We start from the raw sequence: 20089 nt of genomic DNA, 5'->3' as shown, positions 1-20089 counted from the left end.
CTTCATGACCACTGCCCCCAGCGAACGGACCCGCGTCAAGCGCATGAACAAGCGCGCCCACTATGACGAAGCGGTCATCCATCCCATTCTCGATGCCCAGCCGTTGTGCACCGTCGGCTATGTCTTCGACGGCCATCCGGTGGTGACGCCCACACTCCAGTGGCGCGAAGGACATCACATCTACTGGCATGGGTCATCCGCGAGCCGCATGCTGGAGGCTTCCGAGGGTGCCGAAGTCTGTGTCAACGTCACCATTTTCGACGGCATGGTGATGGCGCGCTCGGCATTCAACCACTCGTGCAACTACCGTTCGGTGATGGCTTTCGGCCGGGCCTTCAAGATCACGGATGTGGCCGAGAAGGAAGCGCGCCTCAAGGCCTTTACGGAATTGCTCTATCCCGGACGCTGGGATCTGCTGCGGCCCATGAGCGCGAAGGAGGCGAAAGCCACGACAGTGCTCGGACTCGAACTCAAAGAGGTCTCAGCCAAGGTGCGTTCAGGCCCGCCCGGCGATGATGAGGAAGACTACGCGCTGCCGATCTGGGCCGGCGTCATTCCCATCGGCCACCGTTTCGGTCCGGTCGTTGATGATCCACGTCTCGTGCCTGGCCTGACTCCGCCACCCCATGTGACCGGGTTCAAGTTCGGCTGAGGGCGGACAGGACACCCATTAAGCCCCTTTTTACCAACAGCGATTAACCAGAACCGGATGCAACCTTCTGGGGAGAAGTGTTGCCTCTCCTTGCAGGCACACGGCTTGTGGGGGTGTGAGCATCTAGGTATGGGGCGCGTAAGAGAGTGTGGTTCCCTAGCGTTGGTCGCGGCGTACTGCGCATCATCATCATTTGCTGTGGGCTCGTTGGCCTGAGTTGGACCGCTTATGCGGACACCATCGACTGGAACACCCGTCCGGCCACAAACCTGCGCGGGGGTGCCACCGATTCACCGACATACGGCAGCGCACCGACTTTGCTCACCGTCACGAGCAGCGGCAGCGTTGCAGGAACCTATGATTCCGCCGGACCGAACACGCTGGCCATCGAGCCTGCATCAACGTCGAACGGAACGACGGGTTACGTCAATTCGACGATGAATGCCGCTGTGGACGACGAAAGCGCCGTCCAGACCACGACCATCAATTTCAATGAACCCGTCTACAACGCCAGCGTCATCGTGGGCGACATTGATGGCGGGCCTACGTTCAACATCTCGGGCGCTGCTTTCAATGACATCGTGGAGTTTCGCGCCACGAATATCGCGGGAAGCACCATCCTGCCCACATCGGGCACGCCGCAGAATGCGGCCATCGTCACCTGGAATGCCGCCACCGGGCGGGCACTGTCCACCAACCAGAACGTCACGGACAATGCGGGCAACGTCACCGTCAGCTTCTCCGGCCCCATCCGGACACTGACCATCCGTCACATCTCCGGCGCCAACAGTACCGTCACCAACCCGTCGCAGCAGTTCATCTACATCGAGACCGTAACGTTCACGCGCTCACCGCAACTGCGCCTGCAGAAGACTTCCAACGGTGGCGTCGGCACGTTCAATTTCGACGTCGGCAACGTCCTCAATCTCGCCACCTCGCCCTGGTCGTCGCAGACGTTGTCCACCTCGGTCACAACGGCCACTGCCGGCACGGCGGTAACGGGTGCCTACACGCGGCTCTACGCAACGGCAACCAACACGACGATTGCGGAAACGGGTGCAGCGGGCTGGCTCATCACGACAACACCTGCCACCTGCACCGATTCCAATAGTGCCGTCTCGGGGAATCCGGCCAGCTTCACCGCGGCGGTGAGCGGCTACACCGTCACACTGGCGGCCGCCAACGTGCGCGCCGGGGCCATGATCACCTGTGCAATCATCAACGGAAAACGGCCCACGCTTCAGGTTCGCAAACTGTCGGTGGGGAACACGGGTTCGTTCGATTTCAGCGGCAGCAACGGTTTCGGCACGGTCACCCTCAACACCGCATCGGCCAATCCTGCGCCGAGTGCGGTGATGACGTTGACCACTGCGGCGACCGCAACAACCGTCACGGAAACAGTTCCCTCAGGATGGACACTCGCTTCCGCCACTTGCACGGGCATGGCGGTGGGCGGCGCCGCGTCGCTTTCGGGCAACATCCTCACGCTCAATGCAGCAGCAACGGCAGCAACGGCCAATATCATCTGCACCTTCACCAACAACAAGACGCCCGTGGTGCGCGTGCAGAAAGTCACCACCGGCAACTTCGGCGGACCGTTCACATTTTCGTCCAGCAATCTTGCAACGACGCCCGGTGCCATCAGCACGCTTGCGGTCAACAGCGGGACTCCGGCAGCACCCGCCGCCAATCTTGTTTCGACGACGGGGAGTCCCGTCACGCTTGGCGAAACATTCTCGCTCGCCTGGATCAGCGCTGGCGTGAGCTGCACTGATAGCAACGCGAGCGTCACCGGCAATCCCACGCCTGTCGCCACGTCCGCCACCGCAAGTGTCACCATTCTGGGTGCGAACGTGGTCAATGGTGCGGATATCACTTGCGTGTTCACGAATGCTGCCGCTGCGCCACAACTTGCCGTCAACAAGACCGCCAGCCCCACAAATGTAACGGCTGCTGGACAAACCATTTCCTTCACGATGGTGGTGAGCAACCCTGGCAATGTGCCGCTCACCTCGGTGACGCTGACGGACCCATTGGGCGCCGTCACCTGCGTGCCGAGCGGTACGAACGTGATCGCCAGCCTGGCCGTTGGAGCGAACGCCACCTGCACCGTGAGTTACACGGCCACCCAGGCGGATTTCGACACGAATGGAGGCGGGGACAGCGACATCGACAATACCGCGACAGCGGCCTCCACCTACAACAGCAATCCTGTCAGTGCGCAGGGGTCGGTCGCCGTCACAATGACGCTCAATCCGCAGCTCGTGATCGACAAGATCGGTTCACCGCTTGCCAACGTCGGCGTGGGCGGCACGATCACCTACACATATCGCGTCCGCAACGCGGGCAACCAGACGGTGACAGGCGTCAGCGTCTCCGACGCGCACAATGGCTATGGCACCGCTCCCGTGCCGGGCAATGAGATCATGCTTGTGGATGCCGCGCCACTCAGCGACTCCAGCGATGCGGCCACCAACGGCGTTTGGGACACGTTGCGTCCCGGTGACGAAATCCGCTTCACCGCCACCTATGTGGTGAAGCAGAAGGACATCAACCTGCGTCAGTAGAACTGGACTTCCGGCCCCGCCAGTCTTACATGGCGGATGGCGAGACTGCCCGGTACGTGCAGGAACCTTTATTCCCTGGGGCCTATAAACGATACCATTGGGAGCTGTCCCTGTGCCGGGCCGTGGCCTGGCGTAAACGGCGCCCACCTACGCAAGTAGGGACCCGGGATCGTACGTTCCCACGGCCCATGGTGGTCTCGTCACTTCTCCCTCAGCTTCGAGCATAGCCCAGTGCGCGGTTTTCCACGCCGATGCGCCAGGCGAGCATGGCAAGATTCAGGACCGCGAAGATGGCCGCCACTGCCATGAGGTTGAAGACCAGCGGCAAGAGCGGCACTTCAATTGCAACGAGTGCATAATTCGGATGCCGGATGAAGCGGAACGGTCCCCGGGCCACCAGCCGCTCACCGGGCACCGTGATGATGCGCGTGGTCCAGCGGGCCCCGAGCGTCGCCAGAATCCACAGCCTGAACACCTGGCAAGCCGCATAAAGGGCGAGAAGCGGCAGTGATACCTCCCGTACAGGTGCCAGCCACCACAGGATCAACAGCCATGCGGCGTGAAGGGCCACCATGACGGGATAGTGGTTCGCACCGTGTTCCACGCCGCCCGTTGCGAGCAGGCGCTCTGTGTTTCGCCGGGCAAGCCAGACTTCGCTCGCCCTCTGGGCTGTGACGCAGGCGAGGATGGCAACGGCGAGCGTGTTCATTGTGTCATCGTCACAAAGCTGGCGGTGAAACCGGGACCGAGAGAGCCAACGAAGCGGCGGCCTGTCCAAGGTTGTGACAAGGCGCGCTGCAGGACGAACAATACGGTGGGTGCGGACATGTTGCCGAAACCTGCGAGTACGGCGCGTTCATCCGCGAGCCGTCCTTGTCCCAGTTCAAAGGCCGTTTCCAGCGCCTGGATCACCTTCGTGCCGCCGGGGTGGAAGGAATAATGATCGACATCGGCGGCCGTGAGGGCATTGCGCTGCAGAAAGGCATCGGCCGCTCCGCGCAGATCGTTGAGCACAAGGTCGGGAATTGAGCGCGAGAAGATAGCGCCGAAGCCTTCATCATCCACGCGCCATCCCATGACATCGACCGTTCCGGGCCAGGTGTGTTCGCCACTGCATTCAATTGTGGGACCGGAGCCAGAGGTGCGGATCACGGCGGCCGCAGCACCATCGCCGAAGAGGGCGGTGGCGACAATGTTCGACTTGGTCATCTCGTCGGGCCGGAAGGCGAGCGTGCACAACTCGATCACGCAGAGGAGAATGGTCCTGCCAGGCATGGCGCGGGCGAGGCGCGCGGCAACGGCCAGGCCCGTCACGCCGCCGGCGCAGCCCAGGCCAAACACGGGGAGACGCAACACATCATCCCGGAATCCCATGCTGCCCATCACCCGCGCCTCGATCGAGGGCGTGGCGATGCCGGTGGAGGAGACCGTGACGATCGCATCCACATCGGCCGGAGCAACGCCCGCTTCGTCCAGCGCTCGCGTGCTCGCCTCGCGAAACAGGCTTTCGGCGGTCGTGGTGAACTGGCGTGTCCGTTCCGGCCAGCCCCAGGCGTGATCGAACCACTCCGATGGGCAGGCCGAATAGCGCCGGTCAATCCCGGTATTGGTGAAGACGGGCAGCATCCGTTCGAAGTCATCGCCGAAGCGCGCAAAAATGCGCCCCGCCTGCTTCACCACGTGCGCGGTTTCGAGCACGTTGGGCGGGACGGCGGTTGCGAGGCTGGAAAGACGGGGGCTGGGTGAGGAGAATCGAGACGGTGCCGATGCGGTCATGCCCGATGCTGTGGCGGCGGCAATGGGACCGCAAGGCAAAAGTCTTCACTTCCCCGTGTACGTGGCGAAGGTCGCAACCCTTGTTGATCGCGGGCTGGCGATGAGGTGTCGATTCCGGATGCGACCCAGTGCTGGCCCTTGCTAGGGTGGCGGCATGGACCCCTTGGCACCCCTGAAAAAGGCTGCACGCGCCGAAGCCATGGCCCGGCGCGACGCCTCCCATGAACGGCTGAAAGACGCTGCGGCACAGTTTCTCGTCAGCCACCCCTTTCCCGTGAAGCCGGAAGCTGGACGTTCCGTCGTCTCTGCATTTTTCCCCTACCTGAGCGAGATCGATACCCGGCCGCTGCTGGGGCGGTTGGCGGGCGAAGGCTGGACAACGGCGTTGCCTATCGTGCTGAAACTCGGGCAACCGCTCGAATTCCGCCGGTGGATGCCAGGCGAACCGACCATTCCCGGCAAGTGGGATATTCCCCGTCCGGCGGAGGATGCTCCGCTGGTGGATCCCGATGTCCTGCTGGTGCCGCTGCTAGCATTTGACCGCAAGGGCTACCGGCTGGGCTATGGCGGCGGATTCTACGACCGTACCCTGGAGAAGCTGCGGAACACCAAGCCCGTCACCGCCATTGGCGTTGCCTATTCTGTGCAGGAAGTTGACAGCGTGCTCCATGACCATCATGACCAGCTTTTGAATTATGTGATGACGGAAAAAGAGCTGGTTACGTGCGGTTGATCTTTCTCGGTGATGTGTTGGGCCGGTCCGGGCGCGAGGCAGTTGGGCGTGTCCTGCCGGACCTGCGGGCGCGATTTGCGCCAGATTGCGTTGTTGTGAACGGCGAAAACACGACCCACGGATTTGGGTTGAGCAGCGAGCACTATTTCTTCCTCCGGGATGCGGGTGCGGACGTGGTGACGCTCGGCAATCACGCCTTCGACCAGCGCGAACTGCTGACGACGGTCGCCCGCGAAGACCGCCTCATCCGCCCCGCCAACTGGCCGAAGGATTGTCCCGGGCGCGGCTCCGCCATGGTGGAGACGGCATCAGGACGGCGCGTGCTGGTGGTCAATGCCATGGGCCGCGTGATGGTGGAGCCGGTGCTGGATGACCCGTTCCCCGCGGTGGAGCGCGAAATCGAACAGTGCCGACTGGGACGCGACTGCGATGCCATCCTGCTCGACTTCCACGGCGAGGCGTCGTCGGAGAAGATGGCCATGGGCCATTTCTGCGATGGCCGCGTGAGCGTGGTTGTGGGTACCCACACCCATACGCCCACCGCCGACCATCACATTCTCGCCGGCGGCACGGCCTACCAGACCGATGCAGGCATGTGCGGAGACTATGATTCCGTCATCGGCATGGACAAGGCGGAGCCGCTGCAGCGCTTTCTGCGCAAACTGCCCGTGGAGCGCATGAAGCCCGCTGAAGGCGAAGCCACGGTGTGCGGCCTGGCGGTGGAAACGGATGACGCAACAGGGCTCGCCCTCAAGGTTGCGCCCATCCGCATCGGAGGCCAACTGGCACCAGCGGAGATCCCATTCTGGTAACGCCGACACGATGACGTGCCATGAATCCATTTTGTCGCTGTCGCGACAAAAAAGCCAGTGACGCTTGCCAAACACTTGCTATCATCCAGCATCGACGGACCTGAACACAAAAACAGGAAGTGCCGGGCACAGGGTTGCCAAGGCTCTTTGAAAAGCGGGTCTGAAGGGTCATCGGGGAGGTGGCCACATCCATCCGGAAAGCAGAGGCGGCGCGTGCCGAATGCTGCTTTTCACAGGATCAGGACGCACCCATTCCCCATGAAATTTGCTCATCGCCGGCCAAGCCGGCCTCAATTTTTTGGAGGAATGACATGAACAAACTTCTCACAGTCCTGGGAGCCGGCCTTCTCGCCGGTTCGGCGCTTGCCGGTGTTGCCCGGGCTGACGAGCTCACGATCACGTCGTGGGGTGGTGCGTATCAGGATTCGCAGCGCGAAGCCTATTACAAGCCCTACATCGCCGCCGGCAACAAGATCACTGAGGCCGAGTACAACGGCGAAGTGGCCAAGATCAAGGCCATGGTGGAATCGGGCGCGATCACCTGGGACGTGATCGACGTGGACTCGGCCACGGCCCTTCAGGGCTGCGCCGAAGGTGCACTGGAAGTGATCGACTGGGCGAAGGTCGGCGTCGACAAGGCCAAGATGATCGGCGGCGAAGTGTCGGAATGTTCGGTCCCCACGATCGTGTTCGCAACCGTGTTTGGCTATGACGCTTCCAAGTTGAAGGATGGCCCGACCAGCATCAACGACCTGTTCGACCTTGCCAAGTTCCCCGGCAAGCGCGGCCTGCAGAAGAACCCGACCGTGAACCTGGAATGGGCGCTCATCGCCGACGGCGTTCCGACGGCTGACGTGTACAAGGTTCTCGCCACGCCGGAAGGCGTGGACCGCGCCTTCAAGAAGCTCGACACCATCAAGAAGGACATCATCTGGTGGGAAGCCGGAGCGCAGGCGCCGCAGCTCCTGGCTGATGGCCAGGTCGTCATGACGTCGGCCTGGAACGGCCGCCTGCAGACGCCAATCGACAAGGACGGCAAGCCGTTCAAGATCGTGTGGGATGCGCAGGCCCTCGACTGGGATCTGTGGTCCATCGCCAAGGGCACGCCGAAGATGGAAGAAGCCTATCGCTTCCTCGCCTTCGCATCGAGCCCCGCACCGCAGGCCGAGCAGACCAAGTACATCGCCTATGGCCCCGCCAACAGCGATGCCATCCCGAACGTCGACCCGGCCGTTCTGCCGAAGCTGCCGACCGCTCCGGACAACCTGAAGACCGCGTTCAACCTCGACACGCAGTTCTGGGCTGACAACGGCGACCAGTTGAAGGAACGCTTCAACGCCTGGCTTTCGCAGTAAGACAAGACACCATAACAGCCTTCCCTCGCCCATGGCGGGGGAAGGCGCCCACCGGAAGAATTGGCGTTGCCGTTCTTCCCGATCATCCGGGCGAGGGGCTTTCGATGACATCGGTCGCAGTCACATCCGACACCATCATGCGCGCGGCAGACGGCACGCCGCTCAAGCAAAAACTGGCGCAGGCGCAGCGCCAGGCCCAGATGAAGGCCCTCGCACTCATTGCGCCGCTGTTCCTTTTCATCGTCATCAGTTTTCTCGTGCCCATTGGCGCCATGCTGACGAACGCCTTTTACGATCCGGACATTCATGACCAGATGCCGCAGACGGTTGCCGCAATCTCCACCTGGGATGGCACGACCGTGCCCGGCGAAGACGTGTTTGCCGCCTTCGCCGCCGACATGAAGGCCGCGCAGAAGGCCAAGACATCGGCGCTGATCGGCAAGCGGCTGAACTACGAAATGCCCACCCTCAAATCCAAGGTCACGGTCACGGCGCGCAAACTGGAAAAGATGGAGGCGGGTCCGTGGAAGGACGCGGTGATCGCCATTGATCCCGTGTGGGGGCAACCAGACACCTGGGCGACGATCAAGCGCGCCGGATCATCCTACACGCCCTTCTACCTGTTGAACGTGCTCGACCTCAAACAGACTCCCGACGGCAGCATCACCGGCGTTGACGCGAACCGGAAAATCTACCGGGACATTCTCCTCCGCACGCTGGGCATTTCCTTCCTTGTCACGGCACTCACGCTGGTGATGGGATTCCCCGTGGCCTATCTTCTCGCCACGATCCCGCAGAAGCGGGCCAGCCTGTTGATGATCCTCGTGCTGTTGCCGTTCTGGACATCGCTTCTGGTGCGCACCACAGCTTGGTCCATCCTCCTGCAGGACGGCGGCGTCGTCACGCAGGTGATGTCGCTGACTGGCCTCACCTGGCTCCTCAACCAGCTTGGCCTGATTGCGGGTGAACCGCAGCTTTTCAAGACACGCTTTGCAACGGTGCTCGCGATGGTTCACATCCAGCTGCCGTTCACGCTGCTGCCCATCTATTCCGTGATGAAGACCATCTCTCCCACTTACATGCGGGCGGCGCGGTCCTTGGGGGCCAAGCCTGGCTACGCCTATTGGCGTGTCTATATTCCCCAGACGCTGCCCGGCGTGGCGGCGGGATGCCTGCTCACATTCATCCTGTGCCTTGGTTACTACATCACCCCGGCGCTTGTGGGCGGGCCGACGGACAACATGATCTCGGGCTTCATCGACATTGCCATGAACCAGGAGAACAACTGGGGCAAAGCTTCCGCACTGGGCGCTGTGCTGCTCACCGCCACGATGATCCTCTACTACGTCTACAACAAGCTTGTCGGCATCGACCGGATGAAGTTGGGTTGAACCATGTCACTGCCTCCCTATGCGACCATATCCGAAAAATTCGCCTACTGGGGCCTGCGGGCCTTCGTCGGGCTGGTGCTGCTGTTCCTGATCTCCCCGATTCTCGCCATCATGCCGCTGTCATTCAACTCCGACATGTTCTTCAGCTATCCCATGCCGGGCTTTTCGCTGCGCTGGTATGAGGACTTCTTCTTCAATCCGCGCTGGCAGAGTGCCTTGTGGCTTTCGGGTGTGCTGGCCATCCTGACCACGATTCTCTCCACCACGCTCGGCACGCTGGCGGCGCTTGGCCTGGCGCGTGGCAATATTCCGTTCCGCGCCACGATCATGGCGGTCCTGATTTCACCGATGATCGTCCCAATCATCATCTCGGCGCTGGGCATGTTCTTCTTTTACGCCAAGCTCAGCCTTCTCGGCACGCTGCCGGGACTGGTGCTGGCGCACACGGCGCTGGCAACGCCCTTCGTCGTGATCACCGTAACGGCAACACTGTCGTCCTTTGACCGCACCCTGATGCGGGCGGGAGAAAGCCTTGGCGCCTCGCCGTCCACGGTATTCTTCCGGGTGGTCATGCCGCTCATCCTGCCTGGCATGATTTCGGGCGCGCTCTTTGCGTTCGGCACGTCCTTCGATGAAGTGATTGCGGTGATCTTCATCGCCGGGCCGGAGCAGCGGACATTGCCGCGGCAAATGTTCTCCGGCATCCGCGAGCAGATTTCGCCCACCATCACGGCGGCGGCAACGGTGCTCATCATCCTCTCGACGCTGATGCTGGTGACGGTGGAACTGCTTCGCCGCCGCAGCGAGCGCCTGCGCGGCATCCGCACCTGAGCAGGGTTTTCAGCTCAGGCCGGGGCCCCTTATTTCGCGCAATAGTTTCGACAGCATGGCGTCGCCGAAGGCCTCGAACCCATTTGCCTCGGTGGCAAAGGCCGCTGGCCCCGTGATGACATTCTTGCTCAGGTAGTCCCCGAGTTTCGGCCAGTCGCTGGTGATGGCAAGGCCGTTCACGGTGATCTTGTTGCGGGCGAGCGTGCGGTTGATCTGATCCAGAGGCGGGCCGATGTTATTGATGCCATCGGTGGAAATGTCGATGACGCGGCGAGTGGCTTGCGGCGCCGTTTCGAAGAGACGGGCCGCGTGATCCAAAGCCAATGACAGGGACGTTCCTCCGCCGGGATCGGCGCGGGGCGATGTCAGAACGCGGCGCGCGAGTGTCACCGCGGAGGCCTCGCCGTCGATGATCGTCCACGGCACGACAACGCGCTGCACATTCAGCCCCGACCATTGTGTGATGGCAATGGCGATGCGCTTACGGGGGGCGGCGGCGATGGCTTTCAGCACCGCCTCGCTTTGCAAGGCCGCGGCAATCCCCGCCATCTGCAGGCGGTGTTCGCGGGCATCGACGCTGGCGGAAATGTCCACAGCCAGCACCAGCGCCACGTCCACCGGCGGGAGCGGCGTTTCCGCCCTCACCGGGGCAAGGGCATTCAGCAGGTTGAAGACCAGAAAGAGAAAAGGGCCGCGCATGGGACGCACCTCACCGTTTCGCGGAGAATGCTAGTCCGATGCGGGGCCGATGGCGACAGGTGGTTGGCTGGCTTCAGCGCTTGCGCATGAAGGCGGGGAGGGGCGTTGCCATGTCTGCGCCCAGCGCTTCGCGCAGACGTGCGGCGATGCGGTTGCCGCGGGCGAGATGATGATCGGACACGGAACGCAATTCGGCGAGGCCTGCGGCTTCATAGGCATCCGCGGCTGCTGAACTGGTATCTGCGAGGGTGGAGATGGCTGCAAAGAGCCGTCCTTGGGGTGCCGTTTCAGCCAAGGATTTGACCTTTCTCAGGGCTGCTGCACCCGCAATCCCGGCGGGTTCTCCGCCGAAAGAATACGCTTCGATTGCCGGTTTGGCTGCCGTTGCCATGACGCTACACTCCACAAACACACTCACTGCCGGACATGGTGAACGAACAGCGTTAAGGCAGGGTTAAAGGGCTTCTTGTGCGGTGGGCACAGGCTTGGCTATAGGGCACGGGACGTTGCCCGCCACTCTGGCGCGGGCCTTCTGTTTCCGAGGAATACCATGGCCGGCCATTCACAATTCAAGAACATCATGCACCGCAAGGGCAAGCAGGACGCCCAGCGTGCAAAGAACTTCTCCAAGCTCTCCCGCGAAATCACGGTGGCCGCCAAAGCCGGTCTTCCGGACCCCGCCGCCAACTCCCGCCTGCGCCTCGCCATCCAGAACGCGCGCGCGGAGAACCTGCCCAAGGACAACATCGAGCGCGCCATCAAGAAGGCCGCAGGCGGTGATGCGGACAACTACGACAACGTGCGCTATGAGGGCTACGGACCCGGCGGTGTGGCCGTCATCGTGGAAGCCCTCACTGACAATCGTGCCCGCACCGCCCCTGTCGTGCGCTCGCTCTTCGCCAAGTTCGGCGGCAACATGGGTGAATCCGGTTCGGTCTCCTTCATGTTCGCCCGGGTGGGTGAGATCGTCTATCCGCTTGGCAAGATCAGCGCCGATGCGATGCTGGAAGCAGCGATCGACGCCGGTGCCGATGATGCCGTGAGCGATGGCGCACACACGGTCACATGCGCCTTTGAAAACATCGGCGAGGTGTCGTCGGCACTTGCCGCGAGATTCGGCGACGCCCAATCCGTGAAGGTCGTCTGGAAGCCCAACGTCCTCACGGCCCTCGACGCGGAAAAGGCCGAGAGCCTTCTGAAGCTCGTGGATGCACTGGACGAAGACGATGACGTGCAGTCCGTCTTCTCCAACGCCGATATTCCCGAAGACGTGATGGAAAAGCTGAGTGGGTGATGGCGAGCCCCACCTTCATTCCGCAGCACTTTCACGCAACGCTCGGTGCGCACGCTCCCGTCTTGTCCGTGAGGGATGGAGATGTCGTCACCACGACCACAGTGGATGCCCATGGCTTTGACCACGAGAATATCCAGCGCGGCGGCGACACCAACCCGATGACGGGTCCCTTCCTTGTGGAGGGGGCGGTGCCTGGGGATACGTTGGCCGTCGAAATCATCCGCATCCGCATGAACCGTCGCATGGGCTGGACCCGTCAGGGGTTGGCTTGGAATGTGGTGGATCCGGCCCGGGTGCGGGCGATGCCGGAGCGCGAAAAGATATTCTGGCGCATTGATGACAACGCCCGCGCCGTTCGTCTTGAACGGCCGACTACCGCGCTGCCGGAGTGGTCGGTGCCGCTGAAGCCGATGCTCGGTTGCTTCGGCGTGGCGCCCGCTGATGGCGAATATATTTCGACCGCCACCAGTGGCCATCATGGCGGCAACATGGACTACAACCGATTCGGCGAAGGTGCCACCGCCTATTTTCCCGTTGGGGTGGAAGGGGCGCTGTTCTGCCTTGGCGATGCGCATGCGGCGCAGGGTGACGGCGAAATTGCGGGCACCGGCATCGAAACTTCGGCTGAGGTGGAATTCCGTGTGCGGGTGATCAAGGGGCGGTCCATCACCTGGCCGCGGGGCGAAGATGCGGAGTCGCTTTTCACCGTCGGCAACGCCCGGCCGCTGGAGCAGGCGCTGCAGCATGCCACATCCGAAATGCTGGACTGGCTGTCGCAGGATTTCGGTCTTGATGCGGTGAGTGCTGCGCATCTCCTCGGCATGCATGTGCGCTACGACATTGCCAACGTCTTCAACCCCGCCTTCTCGGTGGCGTGCCGGTTGGAAAAGCAGGCCCTCGCAGGTTTTTCCCGGCGCGCCTAGAGTTGCGCCATGGTACGAATCATCGGGCTGGATCCAGGGCTGCGCAACACCGGCTGGGGCGTCATCGACGTGGACGGGTCGCGCCTCATCTATGTGGCGGATGGCGCGGTGCATTCCGATGCGGAGGCACCGCTGGCGGAACGGCTGCTGCAGATTCACGCGCAGGTTCTGGCGGTTCTGCAAGAATACGCGCCAAACGAGGCGGCAATCGAAGAGACCTTCGTGAACAGTGATGCGCGGGCGACGCTCAAACTCGGGCAGGCGCGCGGCGCCGTGATGCTGGCTCCGGCTTCGTTCCGGATCACGGTGGCGGAATACGCGCCCAATCAGGTGAAGAAATCAGTGGTGGGCGCGGGCCATGCCGAGAAGTTCCAGGTGAAGCACATGGTCAAGGTGCTGCTGCCGAAAGCGAAATTGCACAGCGCTGATTCCACCGATGCACTGGCCATCGCCATCTGCCACGCCCATCACCGCAGCGCCCGAAGCCTCGCCGCAGTGCTGGCGCGTTCTTGACTTGTTCTAACTCGGTCTTTACCAGTCGCTGCTAGGAAGACAGCATGATCGGAAAACTCAAGGGACGCATTGATTCCACGGGGCCGGATTGGGCGATGGTGGACGTGAATGGCGTTGTCTATTTCGTCTCCTGTTCCTCCAAGACATTGGCTGCACTGCCGGGGGCAGGCGAGGCATGTGAATTGCACACGGAAATGCTGGTCAGCCAGGACGCCATCCGTCTCGTCGGCTTTGCCACGCATCTGGAGAAGGAATGGTTCAAGCTGCTGCAGACCGTGCAAGGCGTGGGGTCGCGGGTGGCGCTGGCAATCCTGTCTGTCATGGGGCCGGGCGAACTGGCCTCGGCCATCGCGTTGCAGGACAAGGCCATGATCGGCCGTGCCAATGGCGTTGGCAAGAAGCTCGCGGAACGGATCGTGCTGGAATTGAAGGACAAGGCGCCAGCCTACACGGCGGCGGATCTCGGGCTCTCACAGGTGGCGGCGGACCTTGCTGCTCCCAGGTCCTCTTCCGTCACGGATGCCGTCTCGGCATTGGTCAATCTCGGTTACGGACAGACGCAGGCGGCGCAATCCGTTTCCGCGGCCTTGAAAAAGGCAGGCGATGATCAGCCTACGGAGAAATTGATCCGGCTGGCCCTCAAGGAACTGGCCACGGGATGATGCGCTCCGTCCTCACCAATGACAAGAAGCCGGAAGATGTGCTGGATACGCATCTCCGCCCGCAGAAGCTGGACGAGTTCATCGGCCAGACGAAGCAGAAGGCGAACCTCAAGGTTTTCATCGAGGCCGCGAAGGCGCGCGGCGAAGCGCTGGATCACGTGCTCTTTGCCGGACCGCCGGGCCTGGGCAAGACGACGCTGGCGCAGATCATGGCCCGCGAGATGGGCGTCAACTTCCGCTCCACCTCCGGCCCCGTCATCGCCAAGGCGGGTGATCTCGCAGCCATCCTCACCAACCTCGAAGACCGCGACGTCCTCTTCATCGACGAAATCCACAGGCTCAACCCGGCGGTGGAAGAGGTGCTCTATCCCGCCATGGAGGATTTTCAGCTGGACCTCATCATCGGCGAGGGACCAGCGGCCCGCAGCGTAAAGATCGACCTGGCAAAATTCACGCTTGTGGGGGCGACGACCCGCACCGGCCTTCTTACCACGCCCTTGCGTGACCGTTTCGGCATTCCCATCCGCCTCGAATTCTATGGCGAGACTGAATTGCTGGAGATCGTACGGCGGGGCGCGCGCATTCTCGCGCTGGCACTCACGGATGATGGTGCGCGGGAGATTGCGCGGCGCTCGCGCGGTACGCCCCGCATTGCGGGCCGCTTGCTGCGGCGCGTGCGCGATTTCGCTTCTGTGGGCGGACAAACACAGGTTGACGCTACTGCCGCAGACTCGGCCCTGCGCGCCCTCGATGTGGATCATGCCGGCCTCGATGCACTTGACCACCGCTATCTCAATTGCATCGCGCTCAATTTCGGGGGGGGGCCTGTGGGGATCGACACCATCGCGGCGTCGCTCTCGGAAGGGCGTGATGCCATCGAGGATGTGGTGGAGCCATATCTCCTGCAACTCGGCTTCCTCAATCGCACGCCGCGCGGACGGCTGCTCACCCATCATGCCTTCAAGCACCTGGGATTGGCCGTGCCCAACCGAACGGAAATCACGCAAGGCATCCTGCCGCTGGAGGGAGATCAGTGAGTGGGGGATCGGTCACAGAGGGCGCCATCACCTCGGGCGTGCATCGCCTTGCCGTTCGCGTCTACTACGAAGACACGGATTTCTCCGGTAACGTCTATCACGCCAACTATCTCAAATTCTGTGAGCGTGGGCGTTCGGATTTCCTGCGGGTGGCTGGCATCGACCAGAACGCCTTGTTCGGCGCAGGCGAGCCCATCATGTTCGTGGTGCGGCGGATGGCCTGCGAGTTCCTGCGGCCTGCGCGCTTTGATGATCTCCTCACGGTGGAAACCTCCAGCGGCGAAATGGCCGGTGCCCGTTTTGTGCTCTGGCAACGGGTTCTGAGGGGGGCGGAGGTGCTGTTCACGGCTGATGTGACCGTGGCGCTCATTGACGGGCGGGGCCGGCCAAAACGGGTGCCACCCGAAATGGCCCGCGCGCTTTCCCAAGTCGTTTCCTAACGCTTTGTTAACCATAATCGATTCAAGCACATAACAGGCGTTCCGGCCCGGGACGGGGCGCCGGGCCGTTGGCCGAAGTTGTGGAAATCGCCGCAGTTTCGACAGATTTTAACGGTTTGAGGCAGGCGGGTTCGGCTGCCCCGCCACGCGCTCGGGAAAATGGGCCGATTTGGGACGCAACGGATCACATGGAAACCATCACTGAAACCGCGGTGACGAAGACCGCCGAAATCTCGCTCTGGCATCTCGTCGCGCAGGCTTCCTGGCCGGTGTTCTTCGTGATGATCGGGCTGGGCCTCGCGTCCATCTGGTGCTGGACCATCATCTTCAACAAGTTCTTCACGTTCCGGCGCGAACACGCCGCCAACGACAAGTTTGAATCGGCCTTCTGGTCGGGACAGTCGCTGGAAGATCTCTATCGCGGCCTTGGCGGACGGGCCACTGCGGGGCTGGCATCCATCTTTCTTGCTGCCATGCAAGAATGGAAGCAGAGCCAGGGTGCCGCCATGCGCGCGGGCTTTGCCGGTGTGCAGAAGCGCATCGAGAAGGTGATGGACGTCGCCATCCAGAAAGAGATGTCCGATCTCGAATCCAACCTCCTGTTTCTCGCCACCATCGGTTCGGCCGCGCCCTTCATCGGGTTGTTCGGCACGGTGTGGGGCATCATGACGGCGTTCCAGGGCATCGCCAATTCTGGCCAGACCAATCTTGCCGTGGTGGCGCCGGGCATTGCCGAAGCGCTTTTCGCCACGGCCATCGGCCTCGTGGCCGCCATACCGGCGACAATCTTCTACAATATGTACTCGGCCGATGCGGCCAAGGTGCAGTCGCGGCTGGAGAATTTCGCTGATGAATTCTCCGCCATCATCTCGCGCCAGCTGGATGAAAGGGCCTGACGCATGGGTGCTTCCGCAGGCGGCGCAAAGACCATCAATGCCCGGCGTGGCCGGCGCGGTTCGCGTCACGGCGCCATCAGCGAGATCAACGTCACGCCGCTGGTGGACGTGATGCTCGTGCTGCTCATCGTCTTCATGGTTGCGGCCCCGCTCATGACCGTGGGCGTGCCCGTCGAGCTCCCGAAGACGGAAGCGAAATCCATGGATGCGCCCAAGGAACCGCTCTACATCACGGTGCAGAAGGACCGGACGGTCTATCTCATGGAAACACAGATTCCGCTGGAAGAGCTGGCGGCGAAACTTGGCGCACTCGCCAAGAACGGCAATGAGGAACAACTCTTTGTGCGGGCGGATGCCTCCACCGATTATGGTGCCGTCATGGAAGTGATGGGCGTGCTCAATTCCGCCGGCTACAAGAAGATCGGCCTGGTGACGCTGCAGAAGGAGCAACCTGTCGCGCCATGAAGCGCAGTTTCACCGCATCCGCTTTTGTCCACGGCGCACTGCTTCTGGCGGTGCTGATCGGCATGCCCAATCCGGCGCCGTTCAAGGTGGAACCGCAGAATGCCGTGCAGGTTGATATTACGAACATCGGAGACGTGACAAAGGTGATGGCCACCACGACGGAGGCCGTGCCGAAACCGGAAAAGCCCGCTGCCGAAAAGACCGAAGTCACCAAGCCGGTGAAGCCCGCGCCCAAGGTTGCGGAAGAGGAAGTTCTCGCCGCCAAGCCCAAGGAACCGGAACCTCAGCCCGAACCCGTCAAGAAGCCGGAACCTGAGCCTGAGAAAAAGGTTGAGGACAAACCTGTCGATCCGGATCCGATGAAAAAGCTGCTGGAAGAGCAGAAGCTTGAGGAAGAAAAGAAGGTCGCCGAGGAAGCGGCGCTCGCCGAGAAGAAGGCAGCGGACGAAGCCAAGAAAAAGGAAGCGGAAGAGAAGAAGAAGGCCGAAGCGGAAAAGAAGAAGAAAGCCGAGGACGAGAAGAAGAAGAAGGCTGAAGCGGAAAAAAAGAAGAAGCAGAAGCTCGACGTGGCCGCGCTTGATGCGCTGCTGAACAAGGAAAATGACGAGCGCACGGCACCGAAGAAGTCCGGCGACACCAACGGTTCACCCGTTCAGGGCAAGACCGAAGCGCAGGGCGATGATTCCGCCGTGGCCGCTACGCTGATCGACGCGCTGCGCAGCCGCCTGTCGGAATGCTGGACAGTCCCTCCGGGTGCACGCGAGGCCAGCATCTCGGTCAAGGTGCAGTTCAACCTGAAGAGGGACAAGACGGTGGAAGGGCTGCCCATCGTCATTTCCGGCGGGGGTGACGCGCTCACCGATGCCACGGCGCAATCCGCTGTTTCCGCAGTGATGGAATGCGCGCCCTATGATTTCCTCCCCGATGACCGCTATGATATGTGGCAGGAAATCAAGGTCAACTTCACGCCGGACATGATGTCCGGCTAACTGCGTGATAAAGGGCTCCTGTGCAATCTGGATGGAATGGGATGAAGCTGAACCGACGTAACCTGCTGGCGGCCACGGGCGCTGCTTCATTCGTGGCCCTGGGGAACGGCGTTCCTGCATGGGCGCTGGACGTGGATGTGTCCGGCGGCAAGATCAATCCCCTGCCGATTGCCATTTCGCCCTTCCTGGCTGGTTCGGGATCGGAAGATTCCGCCGCAACAATTTCCGGCGTGATCGCGAACAACCTCGGCCGTTCCGGATATTTCAATCCCCTGTCGCCTGACAGTTTCATCGAACGCATTTCGGATTTCGAGGCGACGCCAAGCATGGAGTCGTGGCGGCAGGTGCAGGCCAAGGCGCTGGTGACAGGACAGGCCTACATGGATGGCGGCAAGCTCCGCGTTGCATTCAAACTCTACGATGTGAACTCGGGCCAGATGCTGGCCAGCCAGTCACTTGCCGCCTCGCCCAAGGCGGCGCGCCGCCTGGCGCATCGCATCTCGGACCAGATCTACCAGGCGCTTACGGGTTTCGAGGGCTATTTCGACACGCGCATCGTGTTCATCGATGAATCCGGTCCCAAGTCGCAGCGCATCAAGAAGCTGGCGATCATGGATCAGGACGGCTTCAACCCGCACACGCTGCCGGTGCAGGGCGACCTGCTGCTGACGCCGCGCTTCTCGCCGACCGCCAACGAGGTGACGTTCCTCTCCTTCGGAACCGGTGTGCCGCGGGTGTATATCTACAACATCGACACGAACCAGAAGGAGATCGTTGGCGATTTCCCGAACATGAGTTTCGCGCCGCGCTTCTCTCCCGATGGCGGGCGCATCATCATGTCGCTGCAGTCGGAAGACGGCGTGAACTCGAACCTCTACGAAATGAACTTGCAGTCGCGACAGCTGCGCCAGGTGACGAACGTGGCGGCCATCAACACCGCTCCATCCTATTCCCCTGACGGCGCCTCCATTGCCTTCGAGTCGGACCGCGGCGGCAACCAGCAGATTTACGTGATGAGCGCCAACGGCGGCGAAGCGCAACGCATCTCGTTTGGCAAGGGCCGCTATTCCACGCCGGTCTGGTCGCCCGATGGCAAGTGGATCGCCTTCACCAAGAACGCCAACGGCAAGTTTGCCATCGGCGTGATGAAGCCGGATGGTTCGGGCGAGCGCATCCTTACCGAGGGTTTCCACAACGAGGGGCCCACCTGGGCGCCCAACAGCCGTGTCATCATGTTCTTCCGCGAGAGCGGTGGCGAAACCGGCGGTGCCAATCTCTATTCCGTCGATGTGACCGGCTACAATGAGCAGAAGGTGCCGACGCCGGAATTCTCCAGCGACCCTGCCTGGTCACCGCGGCTCAATTGAAACGTCTGCTTAACCACGTTCGGTAAACCGTTCTTCAGGTTATCAGGTCATTACCAACGCCATGAATGGTTGGGGCCGGGGGGCTCCTCTCACTAGGTGGATTGACGCATGATGATGACTTCGAAGACGACCGGATTCCGGATTGCCCTGGCGCTGGCTTGCGCCATTTCGCTTGCAGCCTGCAGCAAGAAGAATACCTCCGCCGGATTGGACAGTGGTGGCCTTGGCGGCAATGGCGGCGGCGACCTCGCCGCGGGGGCAGCGGCTCCCGGCTCCGTGCAGGAGTTCCAGACCGCCGTTGGGGACCGCGTGTTCTTCCAGATGGACCAGGTGACGCTCACGGACGAGGGCAAGGATACGCTACGCAAACAGGCGAACTGGCTGAACCAGTATGCCGAAGTGCAGATCCAGATCGAAGGCCATGCCGACGAGCGCGGCACCCGTGAGTATAACTTGTCGCTTTCGGCGCGCAGAGCGACGGCGGTGCGCAATTTCCTCATGTCCGAGGGCATTTCGGGTAGCCGGATTTCCTCGATCGCCTATGGCAAGGAACGGCCTGCATCTTTGTGTGACGCGGAGGAGTGTTGGTCACAAAATCGCCGTGCTGTCACGGTTATCACCGGCGGCGCCCGGACGAGCTGAGTCTCCTCCGGGAGGGCCGTATGTTGGCCCTGTGACAATTTGTTA

General features: G+C 62.0%; 22 protein-coding genes and 1 other RNA gene. 19 read left to right on the top strand and 4 right to left on the bottom strand.

Translation table 11 applies throughout. The features are described from left to right. The first annotated feature begins 4 nt into the window (after nt 1-4). The 3 genes from IPM06_02370 (at nt 5) to ssrS (ending at nt 3421) form a co-directional block, all read left to right on the top strand. Nucleotides 5-652, top strand: a complete 648-nt coding sequence (locus IPM06_02370) for a pyridoxamine 5'-phosphate oxidase family protein (protein ID MBK8769256.1) — start codon at nt 5-7, stop codon at nt 650-652. A gap of 146 nt (nt 653-798) precedes the next feature. Next, nucleotides 799-3219, top strand: coding sequence for a hypothetical protein (locus tag IPM06_02365; protein ID MBK8769255.1), 2421 nt, complete (start codon nt 799-801; stop codon nt 3217-3219). 39 nt (nt 3220-3258) lie between these two features. After that, nucleotides 3259-3421, top strand: a non-coding RNA gene (ssrS, locus tag IPM06_02360) — 6S RNA. Between the two features lie 9 nt (nt 3422-3430). Here ssrS and IPM06_02355 read toward each other — a convergent pair. Continuing rightward, the gene (locus IPM06_02355; protein ID MBK8769254.1) at nt 3431-3928 is read right to left on the bottom strand and encodes a hypothetical protein; all 498 of its coding nucleotides are present in this window, start codon (nt 3926-3928) and stop codon (nt 3431-3433) included. Next, nucleotides 3925-4995 carry a type III polyketide synthase gene (locus tag IPM06_02350; GenBank protein MBK8769253.1) on the bottom strand — a complete coding sequence of 357 codons (1071 nt, stop codon included), beginning with the start codon at nt 4993-4995 and terminating at the stop codon, nt 3925-3927. The genes IPM06_02355 and IPM06_02350 overlap by 4 nt, the downstream gene beginning before the upstream one ends. A 154-nt stretch (nt 4996-5149) precedes the next feature. Here IPM06_02350 and IPM06_02345 point away from each other — a divergent pair, with 154 nt between their 5' ends. From IPM06_02345 to IPM06_02325, 5 genes are all read left to right on the top strand, one after another. Then, a complete protein-coding gene (locus tag IPM06_02345; GenBank protein MBK8769252.1) occupies nt 5150-5728 on the top strand; it encodes a 5-formyltetrahydrofolate cyclo-ligase in 579 nt (192 codons plus the stop codon). Then, complete coding sequence (locus tag IPM06_02340) at nt 5719-6540, top strand: TIGR00282 family metallophosphoesterase (GenBank protein MBK8769251.1); 822 nt, start codon at nt 5719-5721, stop codon at nt 6538-6540. The genes IPM06_02345 and IPM06_02340 overlap by 10 nt, the downstream gene beginning before the upstream one ends. Before the next feature lie 311 nt (nt 6541-6851). Next, nucleotides 6852-7895, top strand: a complete 1044-nt coding sequence (locus IPM06_02335; protein MBK8769250.1) for an ABC transporter substrate-binding protein — start codon at nt 6852-6854, stop codon at nt 7893-7895. 137 nt (nt 7896-8032) lie between these two features. Continuing rightward, nucleotides 8033-9286, top strand: a complete 1254-nt coding sequence (locus IPM06_02330) for an ABC transporter permease (protein ID MBK8769249.1) — start codon at nt 8033-8035, stop codon at nt 9284-9286. A gap of 3 nt (nt 9287-9289) precedes the next feature. Further along, on the top strand, nt 9290-10117 hold the full coding sequence (locus tag IPM06_02325) for an ABC transporter permease (protein ID MBK8769248.1): 828 nt from the start codon (nt 9290-9292) through the stop codon (nt 10115-10117). A gap of 9 nt (nt 10118-10126) precedes the next feature. On the opposite strand, the gene IPM06_02320 is transcribed toward IPM06_02325, so the two are convergent. Both IPM06_02320 and IPM06_02315 read right to left on the bottom strand, forming a co-directional pair. After that, nucleotides 10127-10816: a DUF1194 domain-containing protein gene (locus tag IPM06_02320; protein MBK8769247.1), complete on the bottom strand. Its 690-nt coding sequence runs from the start codon at nt 10814-10816 to the stop codon at nt 10127-10129. 73 nt (nt 10817-10889) lie between these two features. Next, nucleotides 10890-11207 (bottom strand): hypothetical protein, encoded by a 318-nt coding sequence (locus IPM06_02315; GenBank protein MBK8769246.1) that lies wholly within the window; start codon nt 11205-11207, stop codon nt 10890-10892. 159 nt (nt 11208-11366) lie between these two features. On the opposite strand from IPM06_02315, the gene IPM06_02310 reads away from it, so the two are divergent. From IPM06_02310 to pal, 11 genes are all read left to right on the top strand, one after another. After that, entirely contained in the window at nt 11367-12110 is a 744-nt protein-coding gene (locus IPM06_02310) for a YebC/PmpR family DNA-binding transcriptional regulator (protein MBK8769245.1), read from the top strand. Continuing rightward, nucleotides 12110-13033, top strand: coding sequence for an acetamidase/formamidase family protein (locus tag IPM06_02305; GenBank protein ID MBK8769244.1), 924 nt, complete (start codon nt 12110-12112; stop codon nt 13031-13033). Before IPM06_02310 ends, IPM06_02305 begins: the two co-directional genes overlap by 1 nt. A 9-nt stretch (nt 13034-13042) precedes the next feature. Next, nucleotides 13043-13546, top strand: coding sequence for a crossover junction endodeoxyribonuclease RuvC (gene ruvC, locus IPM06_02300; protein ID MBK8769243.1), 504 nt, complete (start codon nt 13043-13045; stop codon nt 13544-13546). A 44-nt stretch (nt 13547-13590) separates the two neighbouring features. Then, the gene (ruvA, locus tag IPM06_02295) at nt 13591-14208 is read left to right on the top strand and encodes a Holliday junction branch migration protein RuvA (protein MBK8769242.1); all 618 of its coding nucleotides are present in this window, start codon (nt 13591-13593) and stop codon (nt 14206-14208) included. Beyond that, the gene (ruvB, locus tag IPM06_02290) at nt 14205-15245 is read left to right on the top strand and encodes a Holliday junction branch migration DNA helicase RuvB (GenBank protein MBK8769241.1); all 1041 of its coding nucleotides are present in this window, start codon (nt 14205-14207) and stop codon (nt 15243-15245) included. The genes ruvA and ruvB overlap by 4 nt, the downstream gene beginning before the upstream one ends. Then, nucleotides 15242-15685 carry a tol-pal system-associated acyl-CoA thioesterase gene (gene ybgC, locus IPM06_02285; protein ID MBK8769240.1) on the top strand — a complete coding sequence of 148 codons (444 nt, stop codon included), beginning with the start codon at nt 15242-15244 and terminating at the stop codon, nt 15683-15685. Before ruvB ends, ybgC begins: the two co-directional genes overlap by 4 nt. A 188-nt stretch (nt 15686-15873) precedes the next feature. Beyond that, nucleotides 15874-16581, top strand: coding sequence for a protein TolQ (tolQ, locus tag IPM06_02280; GenBank protein ID MBK8769239.1), 708 nt, complete (start codon nt 15874-15876; stop codon nt 16579-16581). Between the two features lie 3 nt (nt 16582-16584). After that, a complete protein-coding gene (locus IPM06_02275; protein ID MBK8769238.1) occupies nt 16585-17046 on the top strand; it encodes a biopolymer transporter ExbD in 462 nt (153 codons plus the stop codon). After that, the gene (gene tolA / locus IPM06_02270) at nt 17043-18035 is read left to right on the top strand and encodes a cell envelope integrity protein TolA (GenBank protein ID MBK8769237.1); all 993 of its coding nucleotides are present in this window, start codon (nt 17043-17045) and stop codon (nt 18033-18035) included. The genes IPM06_02275 and tolA overlap by 4 nt, the downstream gene beginning before the upstream one ends. 41 nt (nt 18036-18076) lie before the next feature. After that, complete coding sequence (gene tolB, locus IPM06_02265) at nt 18077-19402, top strand: Tol-Pal system protein TolB (GenBank protein ID MBK8769236.1); 1326 nt, start codon at nt 18077-18079, stop codon at nt 19400-19402. 108 nt (nt 19403-19510) lie between these two features. Next, entirely contained in the window at nt 19511-20044 is a 534-nt protein-coding gene (gene pal, locus IPM06_02260) for a peptidoglycan-associated lipoprotein Pal (protein MBK8769235.1), read from the top strand. Nucleotides 20045-20089 lie beyond the last annotated feature (45 nt).

It is taken from the genome of Hyphomicrobiales bacterium, assembly GCA_016710435.1.
GTDB lineage: Bacteria > Pseudomonadota > Alphaproteobacteria > Rhizobiales > Aestuariivirgaceae > Aestuariivirga.
This window is presented reverse-complemented; position numbering and strand designations above follow the sequence as displayed.

Excerpts from the sequence above, each read along its gene's own strand:
- IPM06_02370 (MBK8769256.1), top strand. The coding sequence starts at position 5 with ATGACCACTGCCCCCAGCGAACGGACCCGCGTCAAGCGCATGAACAAG.
- IPM06_02355 (MBK8769254.1), bottom strand. The coding sequence starts at position 3,928 with ATGAACACGCTCGCCGTTGCCATCCTCGCCTGCGTCACAGCCCAGAGG.
- IPM06_02350 (MBK8769253.1), bottom strand. The coding sequence starts at position 4,995 with ATGACCGCATCGGCACCGTCTCGATTCTCCTCACCCAGCCCCCGTCTT.
- IPM06_02345 (MBK8769252.1), top strand. The coding sequence starts at position 5,150 with ATGGACCCCTTGGCACCCCTGAAAAAGGCTGCACGCGCCGAAGCCATG.
- IPM06_02335 (MBK8769250.1), top strand. The coding sequence starts at position 6,852 with ATGAACAAACTTCTCACAGTCCTGGGAGCCGGCCTTCTCGCCGGTTCG.
- IPM06_02330 (MBK8769249.1), top strand. The coding sequence starts at position 8,033 with ATGCGCGCGGCAGACGGCACGCCGCTCAAGCAAAAACTGGCGCAGGCG.
- IPM06_02325 (MBK8769248.1), top strand. The coding sequence starts at position 9,290 with ATGTCACTGCCTCCCTATGCGACCATATCCGAAAAATTCGCCTACTGG.
- IPM06_02320 (MBK8769247.1), bottom strand. The coding sequence starts at position 10,816 with ATGCGCGGCCCTTTTCTCTTTCTGGTCTTCAACCTGCTGAATGCCCTT.
- IPM06_02315 (MBK8769246.1), bottom strand. The coding sequence starts at position 11,207 with ATGGCAACGGCAGCCAAACCGGCAATCGAAGCGTATTCTTTCGGCGGA.
- IPM06_02310 (MBK8769245.1), top strand. The coding sequence starts at position 11,367 with ATGGCCGGCCATTCACAATTCAAGAACATCATGCACCGCAAGGGCAAG.
- IPM06_02305 (MBK8769244.1), top strand. The coding sequence starts at position 12,110 with ATGGCGAGCCCCACCTTCATTCCGCAGCACTTTCACGCAACGCTCGGT.
- ruvC (MBK8769243.1), top strand. The coding sequence starts at position 13,043 with ATGGTACGAATCATCGGGCTGGATCCAGGGCTGCGCAACACCGGCTGG.
- ruvA (MBK8769242.1), top strand. The coding sequence starts at position 13,591 with ATGATCGGAAAACTCAAGGGACGCATTGATTCCACGGGGCCGGATTGG.
- ruvB (MBK8769241.1), top strand. The coding sequence starts at position 14,205 with ATGATGCGCTCCGTCCTCACCAATGACAAGAAGCCGGAAGATGTGCTG.
- tolQ (MBK8769239.1), top strand. The coding sequence starts at position 15,874 with ATGGAAACCATCACTGAAACCGCGGTGACGAAGACCGCCGAAATCTCG.
- IPM06_02275 (MBK8769238.1), top strand. The coding sequence starts at position 16,585 with ATGGGTGCTTCCGCAGGCGGCGCAAAGACCATCAATGCCCGGCGTGGC.
- tolA (MBK8769237.1), top strand. The coding sequence starts at position 17,043 with ATGAAGCGCAGTTTCACCGCATCCGCTTTTGTCCACGGCGCACTGCTT.
- tolB (MBK8769236.1), top strand. The coding sequence starts at position 18,077 with ATGAAGCTGAACCGACGTAACCTGCTGGCGGCCACGGGCGCTGCTTCA.
- pal (MBK8769235.1), top strand. The coding sequence starts at position 19,511 with ATGATGATGACTTCGAAGACGACCGGATTCCGGATTGCCCTGGCGCTG.